Annotated in this window: 16 protein-coding genes and 1 tRNA gene; 8 read left to right on the forward strand and 9 right to left on the reverse strand. The window is 61.2% G+C overall.

The window, feature by feature from the left end; all coding sequences use genetic code 11:
• Positions 1-80 precede the first annotated feature (80 nt).
• Positions 81-638, reverse strand: coding sequence for a carboxymuconolactone decarboxylase family protein (locus tag WA367_RS05265; RefSeq protein ID WP_336055742.1), 558 nt, complete (start codon positions 636-638; stop codon positions 81-83).
• A 170-nt stretch (positions 639-808) separates the two neighbouring features.
• Between WA367_RS05265 and WA367_RS05270 the strand changes: the two genes are divergently transcribed.
• A complete protein-coding gene (locus WA367_RS05270; protein ID WP_336055743.1) occupies positions 809-1414 on the forward strand; it encodes a TetR/AcrR family transcriptional regulator in 606 nt (201 codons plus the stop codon).
• Positions 1415-1440: 26 nt separating this feature from the next.
• Here the strand turns inward: WA367_RS05270 and WA367_RS05275 are convergent.
• Positions 1441-1516, reverse strand: a tRNA-Thr gene (locus tag WA367_RS05275).
• A gap of 201 nt (positions 1517-1717) precedes the next feature.
• Here WA367_RS05275 and WA367_RS05280 point away from each other — a divergent pair.
• From WA367_RS05280 to WA367_RS05290, 3 genes are all read left to right on the forward strand, one after another.
• Positions 1718-2203 carry a (2Fe-2S)-binding protein gene (locus WA367_RS05280; protein ID WP_336055744.1) on the forward strand — a complete coding sequence of 162 codons (486 nt, stop codon included), beginning with the start codon at positions 1718-1720 and terminating at the stop codon, positions 2201-2203.
• 131 nt (positions 2204-2334) lie between these two features.
• The gene (locus tag WA367_RS05285) at positions 2335-4683 is read left to right on the forward strand and encodes a xanthine dehydrogenase family protein molybdopterin-binding subunit (RefSeq protein ID WP_336056042.1); all 2349 of its coding nucleotides are present in this window, start codon (positions 2335-2337) and stop codon (positions 4681-4683) included.
• Positions 4684-4776: 93 nt separating this feature from the next.
• A complete protein-coding gene (locus WA367_RS05290) occupies positions 4777-5574 on the forward strand; it encodes an FAD binding domain-containing protein (protein WP_336055745.1) in 798 nt (265 codons plus the stop codon).
• A 120-nt stretch (positions 5575-5694) separates the two neighbouring features.
• Here the strand turns inward: WA367_RS05290 and WA367_RS05295 are convergent, their stop codons facing one another.
• Together WA367_RS05295 and dgcN are read right to left on the reverse strand one after the other, a co-directional pair.
• Positions 5695-5898: a hypothetical protein gene (locus tag WA367_RS05295; protein ID WP_336055746.1), complete on the reverse strand. Its 204-nt coding sequence runs from the start codon at positions 5896-5898 to the stop codon at positions 5695-5697.
• A 109-nt stretch (positions 5899-6007) separates the two neighbouring features.
• Positions 6008-7003 (reverse strand): N-acetyltransferase DgcN, encoded by a 996-nt coding sequence (gene dgcN / locus WA367_RS05300; RefSeq protein WP_336055747.1) that lies wholly within the window; start codon positions 7001-7003, stop codon positions 6008-6010.
• Between the two features lie 225 nt (positions 7004-7228).
• Here dgcN and WA367_RS05305 point away from each other — a divergent pair, with 225 nt between their 5' ends.
• On the forward strand, positions 7229-8425 hold the full coding sequence (locus WA367_RS05305) for a hypothetical protein (RefSeq protein ID WP_336055748.1): 1197 nt from the start codon (positions 7229-7231) through the stop codon (positions 8423-8425).
• 3 nt (positions 8426-8428) lie between these two features.
• Here the strand turns inward: WA367_RS05305 and WA367_RS05310 are convergent, their stop codons facing one another.
• Both WA367_RS05310 and WA367_RS05315 read right to left on the reverse strand, forming a co-directional pair.
• Positions 8429-10018 (reverse strand): cisplatin damage response ATP-dependent DNA ligase, encoded by a 1590-nt coding sequence (locus WA367_RS05310; protein ID WP_336055749.1) that lies wholly within the window; start codon positions 10016-10018, stop codon positions 8429-8431.
• Positions 10018-11025 (reverse strand): ligase-associated DNA damage response exonuclease, encoded by a 1008-nt coding sequence (locus tag WA367_RS05315; protein WP_336056043.1) that lies wholly within the window; start codon positions 11023-11025, stop codon positions 10018-10020. Before WA367_RS05315 ends, WA367_RS05310 begins: the two co-directional genes overlap by 1 nt.
• 102 nt (positions 11026-11127) lie before the next feature.
• Between WA367_RS05315 and WA367_RS05320 the strand changes: the two genes are divergently transcribed.
• Genes WA367_RS05320 through pdeM form a run of 3 tightly spaced genes read left to right on the forward strand, consistent with a single transcriptional unit; the run spans position 11128 to position 15384 of the window.
• The gene (locus WA367_RS05320) at positions 11128-12108 is read left to right on the forward strand and encodes a methyltransferase (RefSeq protein ID WP_336055750.1); all 981 of its coding nucleotides are present in this window, start codon (positions 11128-11130) and stop codon (positions 12106-12108) included.
• 55 nt (positions 12109-12163) lie between these two features.
• Positions 12164-14683 (forward strand): ligase-associated DNA damage response DEXH box helicase, encoded by a 2520-nt coding sequence (locus WA367_RS05325; RefSeq protein WP_442935544.1) that lies wholly within the window; start codon positions 12164-12166, stop codon positions 14681-14683.
• Positions 14680-15384 carry a ligase-associated DNA damage response endonuclease PdeM gene (pdeM, locus tag WA367_RS05330; RefSeq protein ID WP_442935545.1) on the forward strand — a complete coding sequence of 235 codons (705 nt, stop codon included), beginning with the start codon at positions 14680-14682 and terminating at the stop codon, positions 15382-15384. The genes WA367_RS05325 and pdeM overlap by 4 nt, the downstream gene beginning before the upstream one ends.
• Here pdeM and WA367_RS05335 read toward each other — a convergent pair whose 3' ends face one another.
• The 3 genes from WA367_RS05335 to WA367_RS05345 form a co-directional block, all read right to left on the reverse strand.
• Positions 15385-16167, reverse strand: coding sequence for a TIGR02186 family protein (locus WA367_RS05335; RefSeq protein WP_336055751.1), 783 nt, complete (start codon positions 16165-16167; stop codon positions 15385-15387).
• Positions 16168-17088: a sulfite exporter TauE/SafE family protein gene (locus WA367_RS05340; protein ID WP_036482906.1), complete on the reverse strand. Its 921-nt coding sequence runs from the start codon at positions 17086-17088 to the stop codon at positions 16168-16170. It lies immediately after the preceding gene.
• A 157-nt stretch (positions 17089-17245) separates the two neighbouring features.
• A complete protein-coding gene (locus WA367_RS05345) occupies positions 17246-21016 on the reverse strand; it encodes a peptidoglycan-binding protein (protein WP_336055752.1) in 3771 nt (1256 codons plus the stop codon).
• Positions 21017-21144 lie beyond the last annotated feature (128 nt).

The following is a 21144-nucleotide window of genomic DNA, read 5'->3' on the forward strand; positions in this document are numbered from 1 at the left end:
TGTTGCGCGTCGAAGTTGTTCTGAAAATTGCCCCTGCGCCTGTGGATGAGCGCAGGGGAGATGCGTTAAAACGGCCAGAACTACTTGCCGGCTTTCGACCAGGCGAACTTTTCAAACACCGGGTCGACCGGCGTCTTGGCCAGATGATTGGTGTAGTTGGACATGATTTTCTGTGAGTAGCCGAGGATCACTTCCAGCACGTTGCGCTTGGTAAATCCGGCATCGAGGAAAGCCTGAACATCCTCATCCGCCACGAAACCGCGATCGCGCACGAGCTTCAGCGTGAAGCTGCGCAATGCTTCCAAGCGCGCGTTGGGAAGGGGTGTCTCGTTGCGCAGCGCTTCGGTGATGGCGTCATCCACGCCCATATTCTTGGCAATGCCCGTATGCGCGGGAACGCAATAATGGCACTCGTTCTCCACATTGATGGTCTGCCACACGACGGTCAGCTCATCCTTGTCGAAGCTGGAATTGACGAAAAGCTCGTGTAGGCGCTGATAGCCTTCCAGAAGGCCGGGCGCCTCGGCCATGACCTTGTGCAGGCCCGGCAGGCGGCCAAAGGCAGCCTTGGACTTCTCGATCAGCGGCTTGCTCTCTTCCGGGGCTGTGGACTCGTCGTGGAAGGTGAAATCGACCATTCAAAAATCTCCTGTCTGTTTCTCCGGCTGCATCGGGTGCCGGGTCAGGAGCGAAAATAGGCAATTTGAGTGATCACTCAATAGCCTATTTGAGTGATCACTCAAACGTGAGCAAGTCGCAAGTCATCGACAGCGCGACAAGCCCGGTCGCAGGCGCTATATAAAGAGTTATGACACGCGCACGCCCTTATGATCGTGAAGAAGCCCTTGATGCGGCAATGACCCTGTTCTGGCGCAAGGGCTTTCATGCCACTTCGCTGAAGGATCTCGAAAATGCGCTGAACATGAAGCCCGGCAGCATCTATGCCGCCTTCAACAGCAAGGAGGCGCTCTATCTGGCGACGCTGGAGCGCTATTTCGAACGCAACCGCGATGCCCTGCGTCAGATGGCCGAGGCCTCACCTTCACCCTTGAAGGCGCTGGCCGATCATCTGCGCAGCTTTGCAGGCGAAGACGGCGCAAAACCCGCCTGCCGCGCCTGCATGCTCATCAAGACCCTGCTGACTGCAACAGAAGAAGACGACGCCATCGCCACTCAGGCGCGCCATTATCTGGACGCCATGACCGAAGAAATCCGCGCTATATTCGAAAAGGCCAAGACGCTGGGCGAGCTCCCCGAAAGCGCCGATCCCGCCCGTCTCGCCCAACGCTACCAAGCCGACATGACCGCCCTGCGCATAGAAACCCACCGCGCCCCTGCCACCCCGGCACTGAAGGCGCTGGCAGAGGACATGGCGCAAGAGGTGGAAGGCATGCGCACCTGGCACGCGGCTTGAGCGATGTGGTTCTTCGGGAGCAAAACTGGTGCCGCTTGCGTGACTCGAACACGCGACCCCATCATTACGAATGATGTGCTCTACCAACTGAGCTAAAGCGGCCCGGCGCGGATATGTCCGCGCGTGATGTGCGCCTGATAGCTCCAACGGCTGCGAAGATCAAGACGCGTTTTTCGGTTTTCGCGCGGCATTTCTTTTGGTTGCAAAACATCATGGACTCTTACCATGCCTGCGGTAAGCTGCCATTTGCGGCGGGAGGAGCCGTCGCCATGAAGCTTAGGCAATCCGTTTGGAGGAGGACCCATGGCAGATGTGTCGATGGTGGTAAATGGCCGCAAGGTTTCGGCCAATGTGGAAGATCGAACATTGCTCGTTCATTTCCTGCGTGAGACGCAGGGGCTGACCGGAACCCACGTCGGCTGCGACACATCGCAATGCGGCGCCTGTGTTGTTCACGTGGACGGCAAGGCCGTCAAATCCTGCACCATGCTGGCCGCCCAGGCCTCCGGCTCCGAAGTCAGGACGATCGAGGGGCTGGCCGAGGGGGAGGAGCTTCATCCCGTCCAGCGTGCATTCAAGGAACATCATGGTCTGCAATGCGGCTTCTGCACGCCGGGCATGATCATGGCCGCAACGGACATGATCGCCCGTCACCCCGAAGGGCTTGACGAGAAGACGGTTCGCGCGGAGCTGGAAGGCAATATCTGCCGCTGCACCGGCTACCACAATATCGTGAAAGCCATTCTCGCCGCATCCGAAGAGATGAGCGGCAAGGCGAAGGCAGCGTGAAGCAGCGAATGGTGAATAGGGAATAGTGAATGGTGGAGTGACGGTCTGGCGGAGGAGGTCAGGCGGTGAATTCTACGCTCCCATTCACAATTCACCATTTCTCCATTCACCACGGTTCGGGAGGAGAACCCATGGGTATCGAAGGCATTGGCGCGCGGGTGGCGCGCAAGGAAGACAAGCGTTTTATCACCGGTCTTGGCCGCTATGTGGACGACATGGCGGTGCCGGGCATGAAGCATGCGGTGTTCGTGCGCAGCCCTCATGCACATGCGCGCATCACATCCATTAGTGTTGACGCGGCGCGGGACATGCCGGGCGTCGTGGACGTGCTCACCGGCAAGCAGCTTCAGGCTGATGGCATCGGCAATCTCATCTGCGGCTGGATGGTCCACTCCAAGGACAAGAGCCCCATGAAGATGGGCGCATGGTCGGCACTCGCGACGGAATATGTGCGCTATGTGGGCGATGCAGTCGCCATCGTGATCGCAGACACGAAAGGTCAGGCGCGAGACGCAGCCGAAGCCGTCGAGATCGACTACGAGGAACTGCCGGCAGTCACCGATGCAGTGAAGGCGCTGGAGCAGGGCGCGCCAAAGCTCCACCCGGAAGCCGACGGCAATCTCATCTATGACTGGGAGATCGGCGACGAGAAGGCGACGGATGATGCGCTTTCCAAAGCGGCGCACGTGACGCGCCTCAGGATCGTCAACAACCGCCTCGTGCCCAATGCGATGGAGCCGCGCGCGGCCCTTGGCCACTATAACAAGGCGGAAGACCACTATACCTGCTGGACCACCAGCCAGAACCCGCATGTGGCCCGCCTCGTCATGAGCGCGTTCTACAATGTGGCCCCGGAAAACAAGCTGCGTGTCATCGCGCCCGATGTGGGTGGGGGGTTCGGCTCCAAGATCTTTATCTATCCGGAAGAAGTCACCTGCCTGTGGGCGTCAAAACGCACCGGCGTGCCTGTGAAGTGGGTGGCCGACCGCACCGAGAGTTTCCTCACCGATGCCCATGGCCGCGATCACGTATCGGAAGTGCAGATGGCCTTCGACGCGGATAACCGGGTCATTGGCCTGAAGGTCGACACCATCGCCAATTTCGGCGCCTATATGTCGCTCTTCTCATCCTCGGTGCCGACCTATCTCTACGCGACGCTTCTGTCGGGCCAGTACGATATTCCGGCGATCCACTGCAATGTGCGCGGCGTCTATACCAATACCGCACCGGTGGATGCCTATCGCGGTGCAGGGAGGCCGGAAGCGACCTATGTCGTTGAGCGCACCATGGAAACGGCCGCGCGTGAACTCGGTATTTCGCCGGCAGAACTCAGGCGCAAGAACTTCATCCGCGAGTTCCCGCACCAGACGCCCGTCATCATGAACTATGATGCAGGCGACTACGAGGCTTCGCTTGAGGCGGCGATGCGTGAGGCGGACTATGACGGCTTCCCCGCCCGTCGCGAGGAAGCGAAGAAGCGCGGGAAGCTGCGCGGCATCGGCATGAGCTGTTACATAGAGGCCTGCGGTATCGCGCCTTCGGCGGCTGTCGGCTCTCTCGGTGCTGGTGTGGGCCTTTGGGAATCAGCAGAAGTGCGGGTGAATGCTGCTGGCACGATCGAAGTGCTAACCGGCTCGCACAGTCACGGCCAGGGGCATGAGACCACCTTTGCCCAGCTCGTGGCGGACCGTTTCGGCGTGCCCATCGATCAGGTGTCCATTGTCCATGGCGACACCGACAAGGTGCAGATGGGCATGGGCACCTATGGCTCGCGCTCTGGCGCCGTCGGCATGTCCGCCATCGTCAAGGCGCTCGACAAGGTCGAGGCGAAGGCAAAGAAGATCGCCGCGCATATGCTGGAGGCCGACGAGAGCGACATCGTCATCGAGAATGGCGAAGCGAAGGTGGCGGGCACCGACAAGACCGTGCCGTGGTTCCAGGTTGCCCTTTCCGCCTATACAGCTCACAATCTGCCCGAAGGCATGGAGCCGGGTTTGAAGGAGGGGGCGTTCTACGATCCCACCAATTTCACCTTCCCGGCAGGCTGCTATATCTGCGAGGTGGAAGTTGATCCCGAAACGGGCAAGACCGAGCTCGTGCAGTTCGTGGCAGCCGATGATTTCGGCAATATCATCAATCCGTTGATCGTTGAGGGACAGGTCCATGGCGGACTGGCGCAGGGCATCGGTCAGGCGCTTCTGGAAGGCTGCCAGTATGACCCGGATACCGGCCAGCTCATCACCGCGTCCTACATGGACTACACCATGCCGCGCGCCGACGACCTGCCAAGCTTCAAGGTCTCGACCACCAACACGCCCTGTCCGGGCAATCCGCTCGGCATCAAGGGTTGCGGTGAGGCAGGCGCCATCGGTTCGCCCCCGGCACTCATCAACGCCATTACCGACGCCATCGGCCACAACAACCTGACCATGCCCGCAACACCGCAAAAGGTGTGGGCTGCATTGCAGAAGAGCGAATAGTGAGTAGTGAATAGCGAATAGCGAATAGGAAGATGAAGCCTTCGGTTACTCGCTAACCCCTATTCGCTACTCGCTCTCCAGAGGAGAAACGATATGTATGAGACGACCTATCACCGCGCCTCCTCAGTTGATGAGGCAGTGAAGCTTTTGGGCGGGGCGGATGACGGCAAGTTTGTTGCAGGTGGACAGACGCTGATCCCCACCATGAAGGCGCGGTTGGCGGCACCCAGCGACCTGATCGATCTGCGCCATATAGCCGATCTGAGGGGGATCGAAGTCAACGGAAACCAGGTGAAGATCGGTGCGGGCACCACCCATGCCGAGGTTGCAAGCGACAATGCGCTTGCCAGAGCCTGTCCGGCGATCTGCGATCTCGCCTCGCATATCGGCGACCCGCATGTGCGCCATATGGGCACGATCGGCGGCTCGGTAGCCAACAATGATCCGGCTGCCGATTACCCGGCGGCGCTTCTGGCGCTGAACGCGACGATCCACACCAACAGCCGTGAGATCACGGCGGACGACTTTTTCGTTGGCCTGTTCGAAACGGCGTTGGAAGAAGACGAGATCATAACCGCAGTCTCCTTTGAGGTGCCGGAGAAGGCAGGCTATGCGAAATTCCCGAATCCGGCCTCACGCTATGCTCTGACCGGCGTTTTTGTGGCGAGAGGCAATGACGGCATCCGCGTGACCGCCACGGGCGCGGGTGAAGAAGGCGTGTTCCGCGTCAGCGCGATTGAGGAGGCGCTGGCCAATTCTTTCAGTGAAGATGCACTGCAGAATGTGTCTGTTTCCGCTGAGGGATTGATGTCTGACATTCACGCTTCGGCGGAATATCGCGCAAACCTTATCAAGGTGATGGCCAAGCGCGCTGTGGCAACGGCCAGCTAGTTCGGCAAGGCGTAAAAAAACCGGCCATGGACCTCAAGTCCGTGACCGGTTTTCTGGTCCCGCATTCAGGGCCCGAGGGACAGCATATGCTTTGGCCCCGAGCGGGAAACCTGCATGATGTTACTCTGCGGGCTGTGCGACCTGTGGTGCGTCCACATCCACATTCAGCTCGGCCTCGCCGCCGCCCGTGCCAAGCACGCCGCCGCCAAAGAGCCACACGGCCACAAGCGCAGCAACCACAAGCGCGCCGACGATGAACCAGCCGGCACCACCGCCGCTGTCCGTCGTCACAACCGTCGTTCTCTCTTCAGGTTCGCGTCTCATGCTGTTTCCTTTCTCTACTCGCGACGGCCAGACCGTCTTGAACTGTGAGTTGGAAATTCAGAAACAGCGAATTTGGTTCCGTCTGAAAGAAGAAGATGCTGGGTAGGCCTCAGCCAAGTGCATCCGCCAGGCGGTGGGCGCCATTGCGGAACGGATCGACGGTCGGCAGCCCCATGCGGCTTTCGATCTCTTCCAGGCACTTGTGAGCTGCATCCTCGTCAAGTGCGGCGGTGTTGACCGAAACACCCACCACCTTCACATCCGGATTGACGACTTTTGCGAGCGTCAGCGACAGATCGCGGAGTGCCTCAAGGCTTGGCAGACCGTAATGGGGCAGGCCACGCATATGCGTGCGGGTCGGTTCATGGCACAGCACCAGCGCATCTGGCTGTCCGCCATGCACCAATGCCATTGTGACGCCTGAGAACGAGGGGTGGAAGAGGCTGCCCTGTCCCTCGATCAGATCCCAGTGGTCCTCATCATTGTCGGGTGTCAGCCATTCCACGCTGCCGGCCATGAAGTCGGCAACCACGGCATCAAGCGGCACCCCCGAACCGGTGATGAGAATGCCCGTCTGACCGGTCGCGCGGAAGGTTGCCTTCATGCCCTTTTCCCGCATCGCCTTTTCCATGGCGAGCGCGGTGTACATCTTGCCGACCGAGCAGTCGGTGCCGACGGCCAGGCATCTTTTGCCACTGCGCTTCTTGCCGTCGCCGATCGGATACTCGTGCTGCGGGACGCGCACATCGTAGAGCGATGTGCTGTTTACCTTGGCTGCGGAAACGAGATCAGGCAGCGAGGTCAGCCGGTTGTGAAGGCCAGATGCAATGTCCATACCGGCTTCTGCAGCCTCGACCAGCGTGGCAAGCCAGTTCTGAGAGATGACGCCGCCGCGATTGGCAGCCCCGACGACCAGCGTCTGCGCGCCTTTCTCGCGGGCTTCGGCGACGGTGAGTTCCGGAAGGCCAAGATCGGCCTTGCAGCCTTCAAGGCGCAGCTGGCCAACGCAATGCTCCGGGCGCCAGTCCTTGATGCCCTGCGCGACTTTCGCCGCGAGCTGGTCCGGCGCGTCGCCGAGAAAGAGCAAATACGGTGTCTTCAGCATGGCTGCCCCGCCTTTCATTCGTGAAAATTGATCGGTGATAGCTGCCGGTTATGCCGGCATTCTGTCAAGCACGCGCGATTGGTCCAGTGCGGAGCCTGCCCCAGAGAGAGTATACGCACTAGCCACAGATTTCTCTCCCCCGCAGGACCTTTGAGCCGTGCAACTGCGTTGATCACCGGTCCAACTGCGGTTAACGATTGGTTTACCGGGTGAAGGGGAAGTGGTTTGGAGTCGGTCAAGAACTCAATACGAAATGCGCTGGAACGCGGTGATCCGCTGGACAAGGCGCATCGCGAGAAAGTGTACCGGCAGGTCTTCTCCGCCTTTGAGCGCTCGCTTGCGGAAAAGCAGGATCTGACATCGGCCCAAAAAGCCGACCGCCGCTCACGCCTCCTGCAGGTTATTTCGCAGATCGAGAAGGAATTCGTGCCAGCCGGCCCTCCGGCAACCGTGGCCGCGTCGATACCGCGTCGCCGTCAGGCTGCACCGCAGCCACAGGCACCGGCCTCGCCCGACCCGCAAGTTCATTCCGCAGCGCCGACAATCGGTCCAGATGATCGGCTGAACCCGGCTGCACCATCGGTTGGTGCCGAACCCCAGCGCCCGCAGCGCATGGAGCCACGGCTTGATGCCGCGCCTGCTCCAGCCTCTCCTCGCGCAGACATGCCGGAGTTTGCCGCTGACGACCGTCTGGCACCGCAACAACGCGCCTCCGAAGCTCCCAAGAGCCGTCGGCAGAAGAAGCGTGCTGCGCGCGATGAGCGCCCTCCGCGCCCCTTCGCAAAACTCTTCGTCACGACCACGATCCTTGCAATGCTGGGCATTGGCGCCTGGTGGGTCTTCGATATCGGTCTTCTGCAGTCCGCAGCCGAGCGCGACGGGTCGGTGCCAAATCCACCACGCGGCACGGAAGAAGAATCTTATGATCCCGGCAGCGGCAGTGAGGGCCGCGCGCCGATAGGTGGCTCGCCGGACGACCGTACCTGGATCACCATCTTCTCGCCGGATGATCCGACCACCGTGGCGGCACCGGCAGGTGCCCAGGCGCAGATCGCTGACAGCGGCGAGGGCCAGCTGATGCGCCTTTCATCCGGCCAAACCGATACTGCGGTCATCTTCGATGTGGGGCAGGGCATTCTGGAGCAGCTTGCCGGCAAGACAGCGATCTTCAATGTCACCGCCGCAGCGAGTGAAGGCGAGGAGACGCAGCTTTCGCTATCGTGCAATTTCGGCAATTTGGGTGACTGCGGGCGCATTCGCTACGTGGTCGGTCCGCAACAGAGCGACCACCTTTTCGAACGCACTTTTCCGGATGTGGATCCTGAAAGCGGCGGCACAATTGCCATCGTCCCCGATGTGGAAGGGCAGGGCCGGGAGCTTGGCATCTACTCGATCAAGGTTACGGTTTATGACGCCGAATAGGCTTCAGGTCAGCATGTCTTCCAGCGTCTCGATCCGGTCGGCCTCATGAGGCGGCTTGTCCCAGCGCAGGCGCGAGATGCGTGGGAAGCGCATCGCAACGCCCGACTTGTGGCGCGTGGAGCGGTTGAGCCCCTCGAAGGCAATTTCCAGAACAAGACCGTGATCGCGGTTTGCCCGCACAGAACGCACCGGCCCGAAACGCTCTATCGTGTTGTCGCGAACAAATTTGTCGATCTGTTTCAACTCCTCGTCGGTGAAACCGAAATAAGCCTTGCCGACCGGCACCAGAACCGGATCGTCCTGAGGCCCCGACCACACACCGAAGGTGTAGTCGGAATAATAGCTTGACCGCTTGCCATGCCCGCGCTGGGCATACATCAGCACCGCATCCACGGTGAAGGGATCGCGCTTCCATTTGAACCAGGGCCCCTTCGGGCGTCCGGCGAGATAGGGCGCGTCGTGACGTTTCAGCATGACACCTTCGATGACGGGGTGCGGCGGCTCGTGGCGCAGCCGGTCAAGCTCGTCCCAATCGGCGAATTCCACCATCGGCGACAGGTCAAAGCGTTCGGCCGGAAGCTTCGCCATGAGGGCTTCCAGCCTCGTGCGCCGCTCGGTGAAGGGCAGCGCACGCAGGTCCTCGCTACCCTCGATGAGAAGATCATAGCAGCGCAGGAAGACCGGATATTCCTTCATCATCTTCTTCGAGACGGTCTTGCGGTTCAGCCGCTGCTGGAGATCGGAAAAGCTTCCCGTATGGTCGCGCGGATCGCCGACGAGAAGTTCTCCGTCAAGGGCCGCGTTGAAGTTCATCGCCTCCAGAAGGTCGGGAAACGCGCCGGATATGTCGTCGCCGGTACGCGAATAAAGCCGCTGCACGCCGTCGTCGCTGACGGCCTGGATGCGGATGCCGTCCCATTTCCATTCCGCGCGATAGTCGGACGGCTCGAGCGCGCGGTCAGGATCCTGAAATGCATGGGCAAGCATGACAGGGCGAAAAGGCGCCTTGGCTGCGTTTTCTGGCTTTTCCGCGCGGCCTTCAAGCCAGGCGAAGAGGTCTTCATACGGCGCTTCGAGCCCATGCCAGAGTTCCTCCAACTCCGCGACATCCTTGTTGCCGAACTGCGCCAAAGCCTGTTTTGCAAGCCGCGCCGAAACGCCGATGCGCAGGCCACCGGTCGCAAGCTTGATTGCGGCGAAACGACCTGACGGTGTCAGCCGGTCGAGGAGGTCACTCATCACGCTTGGCGCGTCCGAGCGGCTGGTGGAGGAGAGGCGATCGACCACCTGTGTTAGTGTCGGCGCCTGAACTTCTTCACCGCTCCCTGGCCAGATCAGCGACACGGTCTCGGCAAGGTCGCCCACATAATCGTAGGAATAGGCAAAAAGCACATCATCCATGCGCTCGGTCGCAAGGCTGCGGATGAGGGCAGGCTTCACCGCTGGAAAATCAAGCCCACCTGTCAATCCCGCAAGAGCGTAGCCCCGGTCGGGGTCCGGCGTGTTGCGAAAATAGTCGACCATCAGGCGCAGCTTGCCATTGCGCGATGGCGTCAGGACCAGGCGGTCGAGAAGTTCGGCAAAGCGCTCCATCACTCCGCCTCGTCCTCATAGCCGACAAGGTGAAGCGGGCGGGCAGCAATGCCCTGCAACTCGCACCAACGCACCAGCGCCTCTTCGCGCCCATGCGTCACCCAGACTTCGCGCGCGCCGGTGGCGTGGATCGTGTCGCAAAGTTCGTTCCAGTCGGCGTGATCGGAAACGATGAGTGGCAGCTCCACCCCGCGCTGCTTGGCACGCTGGCGAATGCGCATCCAGCCGGAGGCAAAGCAGTCGAGCGGATCGGCAAATCGCCGTGACCAGCGGTCGGCCAGCGCCGAGGGTGGCGCGACGACAATCTGCCCCGGCAGCTTGTCCTTCGCATTCTCCATCGTGGCGGCGCGCAGATCGCCCAGATCCACGCCTTCCTGCTGATAGTAATCGCAAAGCTTCTGCAGCGCGCCATGCAGATAGATCGGCGCAGTGTAGCCCGCCGCCCGGATATGCGCGATGACCCGCTGCGCCTTCCCCAGCGCATAGGCGCCGATAATATGGGTGCGCTCAGGGAACTGATCGAGTGAGTGCAAGAGCCGCTCCACCTCTTCTTCCACCGGCGGATGAACGAAGACGGGCAGCGCAAAGGTGGCCTCGGTGATGAAGATGTCGCAAGCGACCGGCTCGAAGGGGAGACAGGTCGGATCGAGGCGGCGCTTGTAGTCGCCGGAGGCCACGATCTTCAGCCCGTTATGCTCGACGCTGATCTGAGCGGAGCCAAGCACGTGGCCTGCCGGGTGATAGGTGACTTTCACACCATTGATGTCGAGCGTCTCGCCGAGCCTTGCCGTCTGCCGCTGGCCCGCGAAATCCTTGCCATAGCGGATGGCCATGATGTCCAGCGTTTCGCGTGTCGCCAGAACATGGGCATGGCCGGAGCGGGCATGGTCGGCATGGCCGTGGGTGATGAGCGCGCGGTCAACCGGGCGCACCGGATCGATATAGAAGTCGCCCGGCGGGCAATAAAGGCCTTCCGGCCGCGGGCGAAGGAGATCCTGTGCTTGCATGGGAAACAAGATAGGCGCTGAAGCGGCGAAAGAAAGATGCTTGCAAGCACGCGAAAGCTGCATCATAAGCGCGCGCCGATCACTCTCTGCGAACATCTTCAGATGAAGCCACTCTTCCTGCCCTCGGGCGATCCGATTGCGGATCGCCGCGCCGATTATGCCGAGATGCTTTTCGCTTCAGGCGATCACGCCGCTGCAGCGGACCTGATGGCGCAGGCGGTGGAGTGCGCGCCGGAATGGCTTGGTGGCCAGTATCGCCTGGGCGAAATGCATGAAGCGGCTGGAAATCGCGAGGCCGCAGCCGATGCATTTCGCCATTGCCTCCGGCTCGACCCGAAGGATCGGCTGGGGGCCACATTGAGGCTGGAGCTTCTTGGCATCTCCATTGGCATCGAGGCCCCGCCCAGCGCCTTCGTCGAAGCGCTTTTCGACCAATATGCGGAAGATTTCGACAAGTCGCTGGTGGAACGGCTCGAATATCGCGTGCCCGAGCTTCTGGCCGAAGCCATAGCAAGCCTGCCTCGCGAGGCAGGTGCAGGTTTCGCGCATGCTCTCGATATCGGCTGCGGCACGGGCCTCATGGGTGAAAGGCTGCGGAACCATGTCAGCTTTCTGGAAGGCATGGACATCTCCGGCGAGATGCTGAAAAAGGCCGAGGAGAAGGGTTTTTATGACCGGCTCGCCCAGTCGGATCTGAACCTGGTGGAGCGGCTGGGTGTCTCTGTCGACCTCGTGGTCGCGGCCGATGTCTTCATGTATCTGGGCGCACTCGACCGCGTGATGCCGCTTGTGGCGGGCGCGCTTTCGCCCGATGGCGTTTTTGCCTTTTCGGTCGAGGAACATACAGGCGAGGAAGATTTCTTTCTGCGCCCCTCGCGTCGCTTCGCCCATTCCCGCCCCTATCTGGAACGCTTGCTTGCACAAAACGGCCTGGTGCTGGTCGACTGCCGCCGTGAAGTCATCCGCATGGATCGCGCAGAGCCGGTAATGGGTCTCATCTGCACCGCCAGACGTGACGTGATGGGCGATGCCGCAGCACTTGCCATGCCTCTGCCGGACACCGAAAGCGCACCGGCTCTGTAGAAAAAGGCAAGCTGCTGGTCTTGGCGGGCGGCATGTTCTGCTTTAGTTCTGGAGTGTGACCAAGCCCATTGCGCCGATAGATACGCCTGATGCCCTGCTGCCGGAACAATTCAGGCGGTGGTTTGCCGCGCGCGGCTGGAAGCCCAGACCACATCAGCTGGCGCTTCTGGATGCAACGCGGCAGGGCAAGTCGGCACTCCTGATCGCACCAACCGGCGCAGGCAAGACGCTGGCCGGGTTTCTGCCCGCGCTGACCGATCTTGCCACGCGCGCCCCGACCAAACCGGGGGAGCCGGCGCGCGGCATCCACACGCTCTACATTTCGCCGCTCAAGGCGCTCGCTGTCGACATTCACCGCAACCTCACCATACCTGTGGAGGAGATGGGGTTGCCGGTCACGATTGAAACACGCACGGGCGACACGCCGTCTTCGAAACGCCAGCGCCAGAAGATCAAGCCGCCAGACATCCTGCTGACGACGCCTGAGCAGCTTGCACTTCTGATTGCCTCGCCCGATGCGGACCGCTTTTTCAAGGATCTGCGCTTTGTCGTTCTGGACGAGCTTCACTCGCTGGTGACTTCCAAGCGCGGGCACATGCTTGCCCTTGGGCTGGCGCGCCTGCGCTCGCTAGCGCCAGATTTCCAGAGTCTCGGGCTCTCTGCCACGGTGGCCGAACCCGACGAGCTGCGCCGATGGCTGGTGCCTCAGAACCCGCCTGGAGCCATGGCGGAACTGGTCACGGTTGCCGGTGGTGCCAAGCCGCACATCACGATCCTGGAGACGGAAGAGCGTGTGCCTTGGGCTGGCCACTCCGCACGCTACGCCATTCCTGCGATCTATGAGGAGATCCGCCAGCACAAGACGACGCTGCTCTTCGTCAATACGCGCAGCCAGGCGGAATATCTATTCCGCGAGCTGTGGCACATCAACGAGGACACGCTGCCCATCGCGCTGCACCATGGCTCGCTTGACGTCGCTCAGCGTAGGCGTGTGGAGAAGGCGATGGAGGACAATGCGCTGCGCGCCATCGTTGCCACCTCCACGCTGGATCTCGGCATCGACTGGGGGGACGTCGATCTCGTCATCCATGTCGGCGCGCCGAAGGGTGCCAGCCGTCTGGCGCAGCGCATCGGGCGTTCCAACCACCGCATGGACGAGCCGAGCCGTGCGATCCTCGTGCCCGCAAATCGCTTCGAGGTGATGGAATGCCGTGCCGCCCTTGAAGCGAATTATCTCGGTGCGCAGGATACGCCACCACTGGTGGACGGCTCGCTGGACGTGCTCGCTCAGCATGTCTGGGGAAGGGCGGCGGCAGGGCCTTTCGACGAGGACGAATTCTACCGCGAAGTCGTCTCTGCAGCGCCTTATGCGAAGCTCGACGCGGACACCTTCTCGCGCGTCGTGGAATTCGTCGCCAATGGCGGCTATGCGCTGAAGACCTATGAGCGCTATGCCCGCATCCGGAAGATGAAGGATGGCCGCTGGCGCATCAGCCACCCAAGCTTCGCCCAGCAATACCGACTGAATGTCGGGACCATCATCGAGGCGCCCATGCTCAATGTGCGCCTCACGCGCCGGGGTGCGAAAGCGGGAAGCCCGCGTGGCGGCATGGTTTTGGGCAAGGTGGAGGAATATTTTCTGGAAACGCTGGGCCCCGGCGACACCTTCATGTTTTCCGGGCGCGTGCTACGTTTCGAAGGCATTCGCGAAAACGAATGTTACGTAACCAACGCCTCCGGACAGGATGCGATGGTGCCGTCATATGCGGGCGGCAAATTTCCCCTTTCTACATATCTGGCATCGGAAGTGCGCGCCATGCTGGCCGATCACGACCGCTGGAACGCGCTGCCCGATCAGGTAGCCGAGTGGCTCAGGATTCAGGAACTGCGTTCGATTCTGCCGAGAAAAAGTGATCTTCTGATTGAGACATTTCCGCGCGGGCGCAAACACTATCTGGTCGCATATCCCTTCGAAGGGCGTCTGGCGCATCAGACGCTCGGAATGCTGCTCACGCGTCGGCTGGAACGCGCGGGCGCAAGGCCGCTTGGCTTCGTGGCCAGCGATTATGCACTCGCGATCTGGTCGATAAACGACATGAGCACGATGATTTCTAACGGATTGCTTTCGCTTGATGCACTTTTTGATGAGGACATGCTGGGCGACGATCTGGAGGCATGGCTGGCCGACAGTTGGCTTTTGAAGCGCACTTTTCGCAACTGTGCGGTGATTTCCGGGCTGGTGGAGAAACGCCATCCGGGAAAAGAGAAAAGCGGACGGCAGGTGACTGTGTCCGCCGATCTTATTTATGACGTTTTGCGCGCGCATGAGCCGGATCACATCCTGCTTCAGGCAACATGGCGGGATGCGGCCACGGGTCTGCTCGACATAGCGCGCCTCGGCGAAATGCTGTCGCGCACCCGTGGCCGAATCACGCACAAGGCATTGTCGCGCGTCTCCCCGCTTGCGGTCCCCATCCTGCTTGATATCGGCAAGGAAGCCGTGCCGGGTGAGAGCGACGATGCGCTCCTGCGCGAAGCTGCTGATGATCTGATCGAGGAGGCGATGCACGAATGACCATGCGGCCGGCACGAAGCCTCCCTGCAACAGAAATCGAGCTGAATGGCGAGCCCGTTCTTTGTGACGCAAGCGGTGCGCTGTACCTGCCTGCCGACCGTGTTGTTGTCATATCCGACCTGCATCTGGAAAAGGGCGCGGCCTATGCAAGGCGCGGCCGTTTCCTGCCGCCCTATGACACGGCAGCAACGCTCGACCGGCTCGATGCGGTATTGGAGCGATATCAGCCACGGCTCGTCATCAGCCTGGGCGACAGCTTTCATGACAGGCTTGGCTCGGGCCATCTGCCGCAAATATTCCGTGATCGCCTCAACGCGCAGATCAGGGGACGCGATTGGTGCTGGATTTCCGGCAACCACGATCCCGAACCGCCTGAAGAGCTCGGTGGCTTCTGCTCGGAGGCCTTGGCGCTTGGCGCGCTTGTTTTCCGTCACGAGCCCACAAGCGGGAAGGCTGCAGGCGAGGTGGCGGGTCATCTGCATCCCGGCGCACGCATCGTGCGGCGGGGGCGCTCGGTCCGACGTGCATGTTTTGCCAGTGATGGCGAGCGCCTGATCATGCCGGCCTTCGGCAGCCTGACGGGAAATCTGAATGTGTTGGACCGCGCCTTCCAAGGCATCTTCTCGGTCGAGCGCCTGATCGCCTATGTGCTGGGTGCGCAGATCTATCCGATCAACGCTTCGGCGCTGAAACCGTCCTGATCAATCCTTGCGGAAGATGATCCGGCCAAGCCAGCCAGTGATGATTGCCAGGAGGACGGCAGCAAGACCATAGGCGAGGCCATTTTGATGCGCGAACTCGTAGATGCGCTGCTCCAGACCCGCCTTCTTGATGGTGAGTGCCGCAGATGTCTCGCGGATGAAATCGCCATTGCGAAAGAGGAAAGCACGCGCGCGGTGAGTTCCCACGGGCACGTTTGGCGCCAGCTGCAGGGTCGCGCGGAACAGGTTCTGCGAAAGAAAGCGTACCCCTCCCGGCCGCTCCACATAAAGCCCAACCGCATTCTTGCGGTCCCGCAAGGCCTCGGTGAAAGCCTCGATCGTGTTCTGGTTGCCGTCGGGATCAAGCGGCTGCAGGTGGATGTTGTCGGCTCTCAGCGCGAGCCGGGAATAGGCGGCAGGAGTGGTGATATCCTGCGGCTGGCGCGTCATCGCCACCGAATAGGACGCGGGCACATCCTTGAAGACGACCGATTGTGTGTTGATCCACATGCCAAGCACGCGCGACTTCTTGCGCACGACGACCGGTTTCGCAGGCCCTTCAAGAACGACTATGACGTCATAGCGGCCTTGGCGCGCGATCAGCGGATCGGCATTGTCCACCGCACCGAAGATGGTGAGATTGGCGCCTGCGAAATTCGAGGTGATGGCAACACTATCGGTCGATAGACCGATCTGGATGCTTTCGGGATCACGCGGCTGCGCCAACGTCGCTACTGCGCTCAGTCCCAGAAATGCTGCAGCTGTTGCAATCCGAGCCAGCATTTACACGCCTCCGCCACCAAGCGTGTAGAGGCTTGCCGGACGCACGAAAAGATCGAAGGCCAGACGCAGGGCGACGGTGAGCACGAGAAGCGCCAGAAGCGCGCGCAACTGCTCGCCGCGCAGTTTCTGGCCTACACGCGCACCATATTGCGCACCTGCAACGCCGCCGACCATGAGCAGGAATGCAAGCACGACATCAACCGTCTGGTTTGCCTGCGCGTGAACCACAGTTGTGAAGGCTGCAACGAAGATGATCTGGAACAGCGAGGTGCCGATCACGACATTGGTCGGGACCTTGAGCAGATAGATCAGCGCAGGGACCATGATGAAGCCGCCACCCACACCCATGATCGATGCGAGGAAACCGATAATCGCGCCCAGCGCCAGAACCGGAATGATGCTGACAAAGAGCTTTGAAGCGCGAAAGCGCATCTTGAGCGGCAGCTTGTGAACCCAGTTGTGCTGGCCGGGCTTGCGCAGCGAAGCGACCTGGCCGCCGCGCGTGCGCCGTATCGCCCGCACGCTCTCGATCATCATCAGCGATCCTACGGAGCCCAGGAAAGCGACGTAGAGAAGCGAGACAATGAGATCGAGTTGCCCAAGGCTTCTCAGATAGGCAAAAACATAAATGCCGATGGAGGAGCCGACGACACCACCTGCGAGCAATACGCCACCCAGCTTGAAATCCAGTGTGCCGCGCTTGAAGTGCACGAGCGCACCGGAAAAGGACGAGGCGATGACCTGGTTTGCGCCGGTCGCAACGGCAATCGCAGGCGGGACATTGTAGAAAATCAGAAGCGGCGTGATGAGAAAGCCGCCGCCAACGCCGAACATGCCCGAGAGAAAGCCGACCGCGCCCCCCATGGCGAGCAGAACCACCATGTTGACGGACATTTCCGCGATAGGGAGGTAGATACCCACCCGCGACACCCGAGCAGTTTGAGGTGAAAGCGAAGCGAGCCCGCTCCGCTTTCAGGTTGCGTTTAGCCGTTCTTGCGCCCTCGGCGGAAGGAAGTCAAACCGGTGCGGGCGAAATCTCTGAAATCGTGCAACAAAATGCTGCCAAAGCTCAAGGCGCCTATTGCTGCTTCAGAGCTTCATGCTCCTTCAGGAGTGCACGCACGACCTGATCATTCACTTCGCCGGTCGCATCGAGCCCCTTGGCCTGCTGGAAGGCCTTGAGTGCCGAGCGGGTCTTGTCACCCATGATGCCGTCCGGTGCACCGGCGTCGAAGCCAACGCGGTTGAGGATGGCCTGAATGTTCTGGATGGCCTTCTTCATGTCGACGCTTGCGGTGGTGTCCACGTCATCCGAGACGCGCCATTCGTCACGGATCTCGACGATGTTGGCTTCCGCATCAGGCTCGCGAACCTGCCAGAGTTTTGCCTTGCCCTGCGCCTTTGCAAGATCGGCCGGAGCCATTGCGGCCGCGATCTCGTCGCGCTTGGATGCAGCATCCGGATCACCGGCGCGGGAGGCGATGTCAAACCACTTGTAGGCTTCGCTGAGGTCGCGCTGCACGCCTACACCCTTGGCGTAGAGCACGCCGAGATTGAACTGGCTGTCAGTCACCCCGCGCTCGGCAGCTTCCACGAACCAGCGCGCTGCGGATTCATTGTCTGCCGCCCCGTCGGCACCCATTGCAAAGAGCACGCCGAGATTGTGCATGGCGCTTGCATTGCCCTGCTGGGCGGCGAGCTGATACCAGGTCTTGGCCTTCTCGAAGTCGCGCTCGACGCCGGTGCCTTTCTCGTAGAGATTGCCAAGGCGGTATTGCGCGGGCGCAAGGCCCTGCTCTGCGGCTTTCTCATACCACTTGGCAGCCTCTGCCAGATCGGGTGCAATGCCCCGTCCTTCTGCAAGACGGCTTGCGATCTCGTAAAGCGCTTCGGCGTCACCCTGTGAGGCGGCCACGCGCAATGCCTGTGGCTGTATGCCGGCGGGAATCGCCGACATGTCGATGACAGGCGCATCAAGAAGTTCTTCTTCCGCAGCTTCCGGATCGAGTGCTGCCAGTTGCGTTTCGGTCGCTGGTGCTTCTGCTTGGGCCGGTGCGGCTTCCATGCTTGCAGTCACGGCCTCAGTACTTTCCGCAGCTTCTGCTGCGGCCGGTTCGGCACGGGGTGTGGCTGCTGCTGCCTTCACCTCATCTTCGGGCTCGACGACACGCACATTCTCGCTCTCGCGCTCAGGCGGAAGCGGCTTGGCCTCGGCGAGGCTTTCAGCGCCGCCATCTTTCGAAACCGCTTGTGCAAGGAACTGGTTCTCGTCGTTTTGCAGGAACTTCTGCGCCGTAACAGCGCCACCGGCAATGACTGCTGCTGCACCAAGGGTCAAGAGAAGCTGCTTCTTGCGTCGGCCGATCACACTGCCGAGGCTGAAGCCGCGTTCGCCGGCACCGTCGCCGCTGGACTTCTTGCGCGACACTTCCGCCTCTGCAGCCGCTGCCTGAGCCGCGCGCCGCGCAGCCGCGATGAAATCGGCCTTGGCAGCGTCAGCGGATGTGGAAGATGCTGCAGCCGGTGCGTCAGTTTGCTTGGCGGCCTTCTCGTCACGCACCCGACGCATGATGGCGTTGAGGTCGGGGGTGCCGCTGCCGGGTTCAAGCGGTGCATCCAGATGCTCGGCCTCGATTTCCGGGGCCTGCGCATCTTCAGGCTCGACCTCTACCATTTCCGGCTCGGCACGAACCGCTTCCGTCACTTCGCTTTCACGGTGTTTGCGCTGCCTCAAAGCGCGCAGACCGCTCAGCATCGAGTTTTTTCTCTGCGGCTTTTCGACCGCTTCTTCGACATCGTCATCGCGAAGGGCAGCCTGTGCGGCAGCCGCGGCAGCCTCGGCAGGGGTGCGTGGGATATGCGGCTCGTCATAGTCCGCATATTCGTCGTCACCATCAGCCGGGTTGAGATGCGGCGCGTCCTCCACCTGCATCTTCAGTTCGGCAGCCTGAGCCTCGACCTTGCCTGCTTCAAGCGTGCCAAGGCGGTTGACGATTTTCAGAAGCGTGTCGTGGATGGCCTCGAAGGTCTTCGTGTTGCGCTCGTCCGATTTGCGCGTCAGTGCCTCAAGGGTCTGGAGTTCGTCCCTCAGCCTGTCATCGCCAGCGGAATTTCCCGAGCCCAACGCCGCAACAGCCTGGGCGGCGGCCTGGCGGGCCGCTTCCATCAGCGTTTCGCGGCTTTCGAAGATGGCGCGTTCCAGGCTTTCAAGACGCGGAGAGACGTCGCTTGCTTCTGCGGGCGCACCATGACCGGGTTGCGAAAGCTGCTGTGAAAGATGCGCGACCTGGCTTTCCAGATTGCGGATCACATCCTGGTCGAGCGACGCATGGGATGCAGCCGCCGCAGACTGCTGGAGACGCGAGGAAATGTCTTCGAGTCTCGATTCAAGCGCATGAACAAGCTGCGGGTCGGCGCCACCGGACTGCTTTTGCTCAAGCCGCTCGGCAAATTCCGCCAGACGCCGGTCGATAGCGGCCATGACAGCGCCATCGTCGCCGCGAGGCTGGCTGTTGATCTTCTCGTCCAGCGTCTGAAGACGCCGTTCAAGATCCTGGAACAGGGCATAACCCTGATGAATCGCATCTTCCTGACGCTTTTCGATCATGTCCGAGAGATGAGCGAAACGCTCTTCGATCCCGTGGAAAAGCTGGTCGGCATTGCCGTGATTGCCAGCGCGGTCGATGCGCTCGGCAATCTGCGCGATATGCGCGGAAAGACGCTCGACAGCCTGTTCGGGCACATCAATGCGCGAGGCAATCGTGTCGATACGCTGCGTCAGCGCGTTGAGACGTTCGGCAATGGCATGGTCGGGCCTGTCATTGGCGACTTCATCCAACTGGGCTGCCAGCGAGCTGATGCGCGCCTCGATGCGCTCCAGCTGGCGCGGGTCTGCTCCCGGCACGCTCGCAGTCGCCACGGATGCAGTGATCGCGCGTGAAATCTCGTCCAGACGCTCCTCGACCATCGCATAGAGGTCCGGCTGGCTCTGTGATCCGGCAAAATGGTCGAGTGCAGAAGCAAGTGTCTGCACACGCTCCTCAAGGGAGCGCAGGCTCATGGAATTGGGAAGGCTTGAGACTGTCTGTGCAATTTCCTCGACCCGGCGCGACAGCGACTCCAGATGCGGGTCGGAAGCATCACGCATGCCGCTGACCATGCGCTCTTCGAAGGCATCCCAGCGCTGGTCGAGATGACGAATGCTGTCCTCGCGGGCAAGATTGGCGATTGAGCCCTTTACCTGCTCCAGCTCCAGACGCAGCATCTTCAGGCTCTTGTCGTCGCTGCGCGCGGAAAGCCGCTCCAGCGTCTGAGAGATGCGCTCGAGTTCGTCATGCAGATGCGGGTCGCGCGGCGCATGATGAAGCGCCTCGGTCACCTTGGAGATCTCCTGGCGCAGACCCTCGAATTCCCGGTTGAAGCCGGAATTGACCACTGCACCCATATCTTCGCGAAGGCGCTGCAACTCGCGCGCCAGTTCGCCGATTGAAGAGAGTGCCTGTTCCTGCCGTCGTGCTTCTGAAAAATCCTGCGCAACGCGTTCAAGACGCTGGCGGGGAGCAGCGTCCGGGGTGGACCAGCCGCGCTGCTGCGGCATCGGCTCCTGATAGGGGCGCTGCGGGGCAGGGCGGTCATAGTCGCTGAAGCGTGCAGCCGCTTCGTTTGAAAGGGCACGCATACGCTCGGCAATGTCTTCTTCGGCGCGTCGTGGACGCTCGCGCGGTTCGAGCGCGCGTTCCAGACGATCTTCCAGATGATCGAGCGTGCGGTTGATCTCGTCGAGCGAGTGACCCGAACGCCGCGTCCGCCCCTGATTGAGACTGTCCAGATATGACCGTTTGCTGTTCATCGAAACGCCCGCCTCTTCCCCGACCACATTCGGGTGCCGCAATTACCGGGATGAGGGAGCCTCGCCACACCTGGGCTGCTATGGGCAGAAACTGGCAAGACTTCGGCACCTTCATCCATGTCGCCGCG

The sequence above is a fragment of the Nitratireductor sp. CH_MIT9313-5 genome (assembly GCF_037029545.1).
In the GTDB taxonomy this organism is placed as follows: Bacteria; Pseudomonadota; Alphaproteobacteria; order Rhizobiales; family Rhizobiaceae; genus Chelativorans.

What these genes read in the sequence shown, in the direction of transcription:
- WA367_RS05345 (WP_336055752.1), bottom strand. Translation starts at nt 21,016, where the DNA reads ATGAACAGCAAACGGTCATATCTGGACAGTCTCAATCAGGGGCGGACG.
- WA367_RS05315 (WP_336056043.1), bottom strand. Translation starts at nt 11,025, where the DNA reads ATGCAAGCACAGGATCTCCTTCGCCCGCGGCCGGAAGGCCTTTATTGC.
- WA367_RS05335 (WP_336055751.1), bottom strand. Translation starts at nt 16,167, where the DNA reads ATGCTGGCTCGGATTGCAACAGCTGCAGCATTTCTGGGACTGAGCGCA.
- WA367_RS05290 (WP_336055745.1), top strand. Translation starts at nt 4,777, where the DNA reads ATGTATGAGACGACCTATCACCGCGCCTCCTCAGTTGATGAGGCAGTG.
- dgcN (WP_336055747.1), bottom strand. Translation starts at nt 7,003, where the DNA reads ATGCTGAAGACACCGTATTTGCTCTTTCTCGGCGACGCGCCGGACCAG.
- pdeM (WP_442935545.1), top strand. Translation starts at nt 14,680, where the DNA reads ATGACCATGCGGCCGGCACGAAGCCTCCCTGCAACAGAAATCGAGCTG.
- WA367_RS05285 (WP_336056042.1), top strand. Translation starts at nt 2,335, where the DNA reads ATGGGTATCGAAGGCATTGGCGCGCGGGTGGCGCGCAAGGAAGACAAG.
- WA367_RS05265 (WP_336055742.1), bottom strand. Translation starts at nt 638, where the DNA reads ATGGTCGATTTCACCTTCCACGACGAGTCCACAGCCCCGGAAGAGAGC.
- WA367_RS05280 (WP_336055744.1), top strand. Translation starts at nt 1,718, where the DNA reads ATGGCAGATGTGTCGATGGTGGTAAATGGCCGCAAGGTTTCGGCCAAT.
- WA367_RS05295 (WP_336055746.1), bottom strand. Translation starts at nt 5,898, where the DNA reads ATGAGACGCGAACCTGAAGAGAGAACGACGGTTGTGACGACGGACAGC.
- WA367_RS05270 (WP_336055743.1), top strand. Translation starts at nt 809, where the DNA reads ATGACACGCGCACGCCCTTATGATCGTGAAGAAGCCCTTGATGCGGCA.
- WA367_RS05320 (WP_336055750.1), top strand. Translation starts at nt 11,128, where the DNA reads ATGAAGCCACTCTTCCTGCCCTCGGGCGATCCGATTGCGGATCGCCGC.
- WA367_RS05310 (WP_336055749.1), bottom strand. Translation starts at nt 10,018, where the DNA reads ATGGAGCGCTTTGCCGAACTTCTCGACCGCCTGGTCCTGACGCCATCG.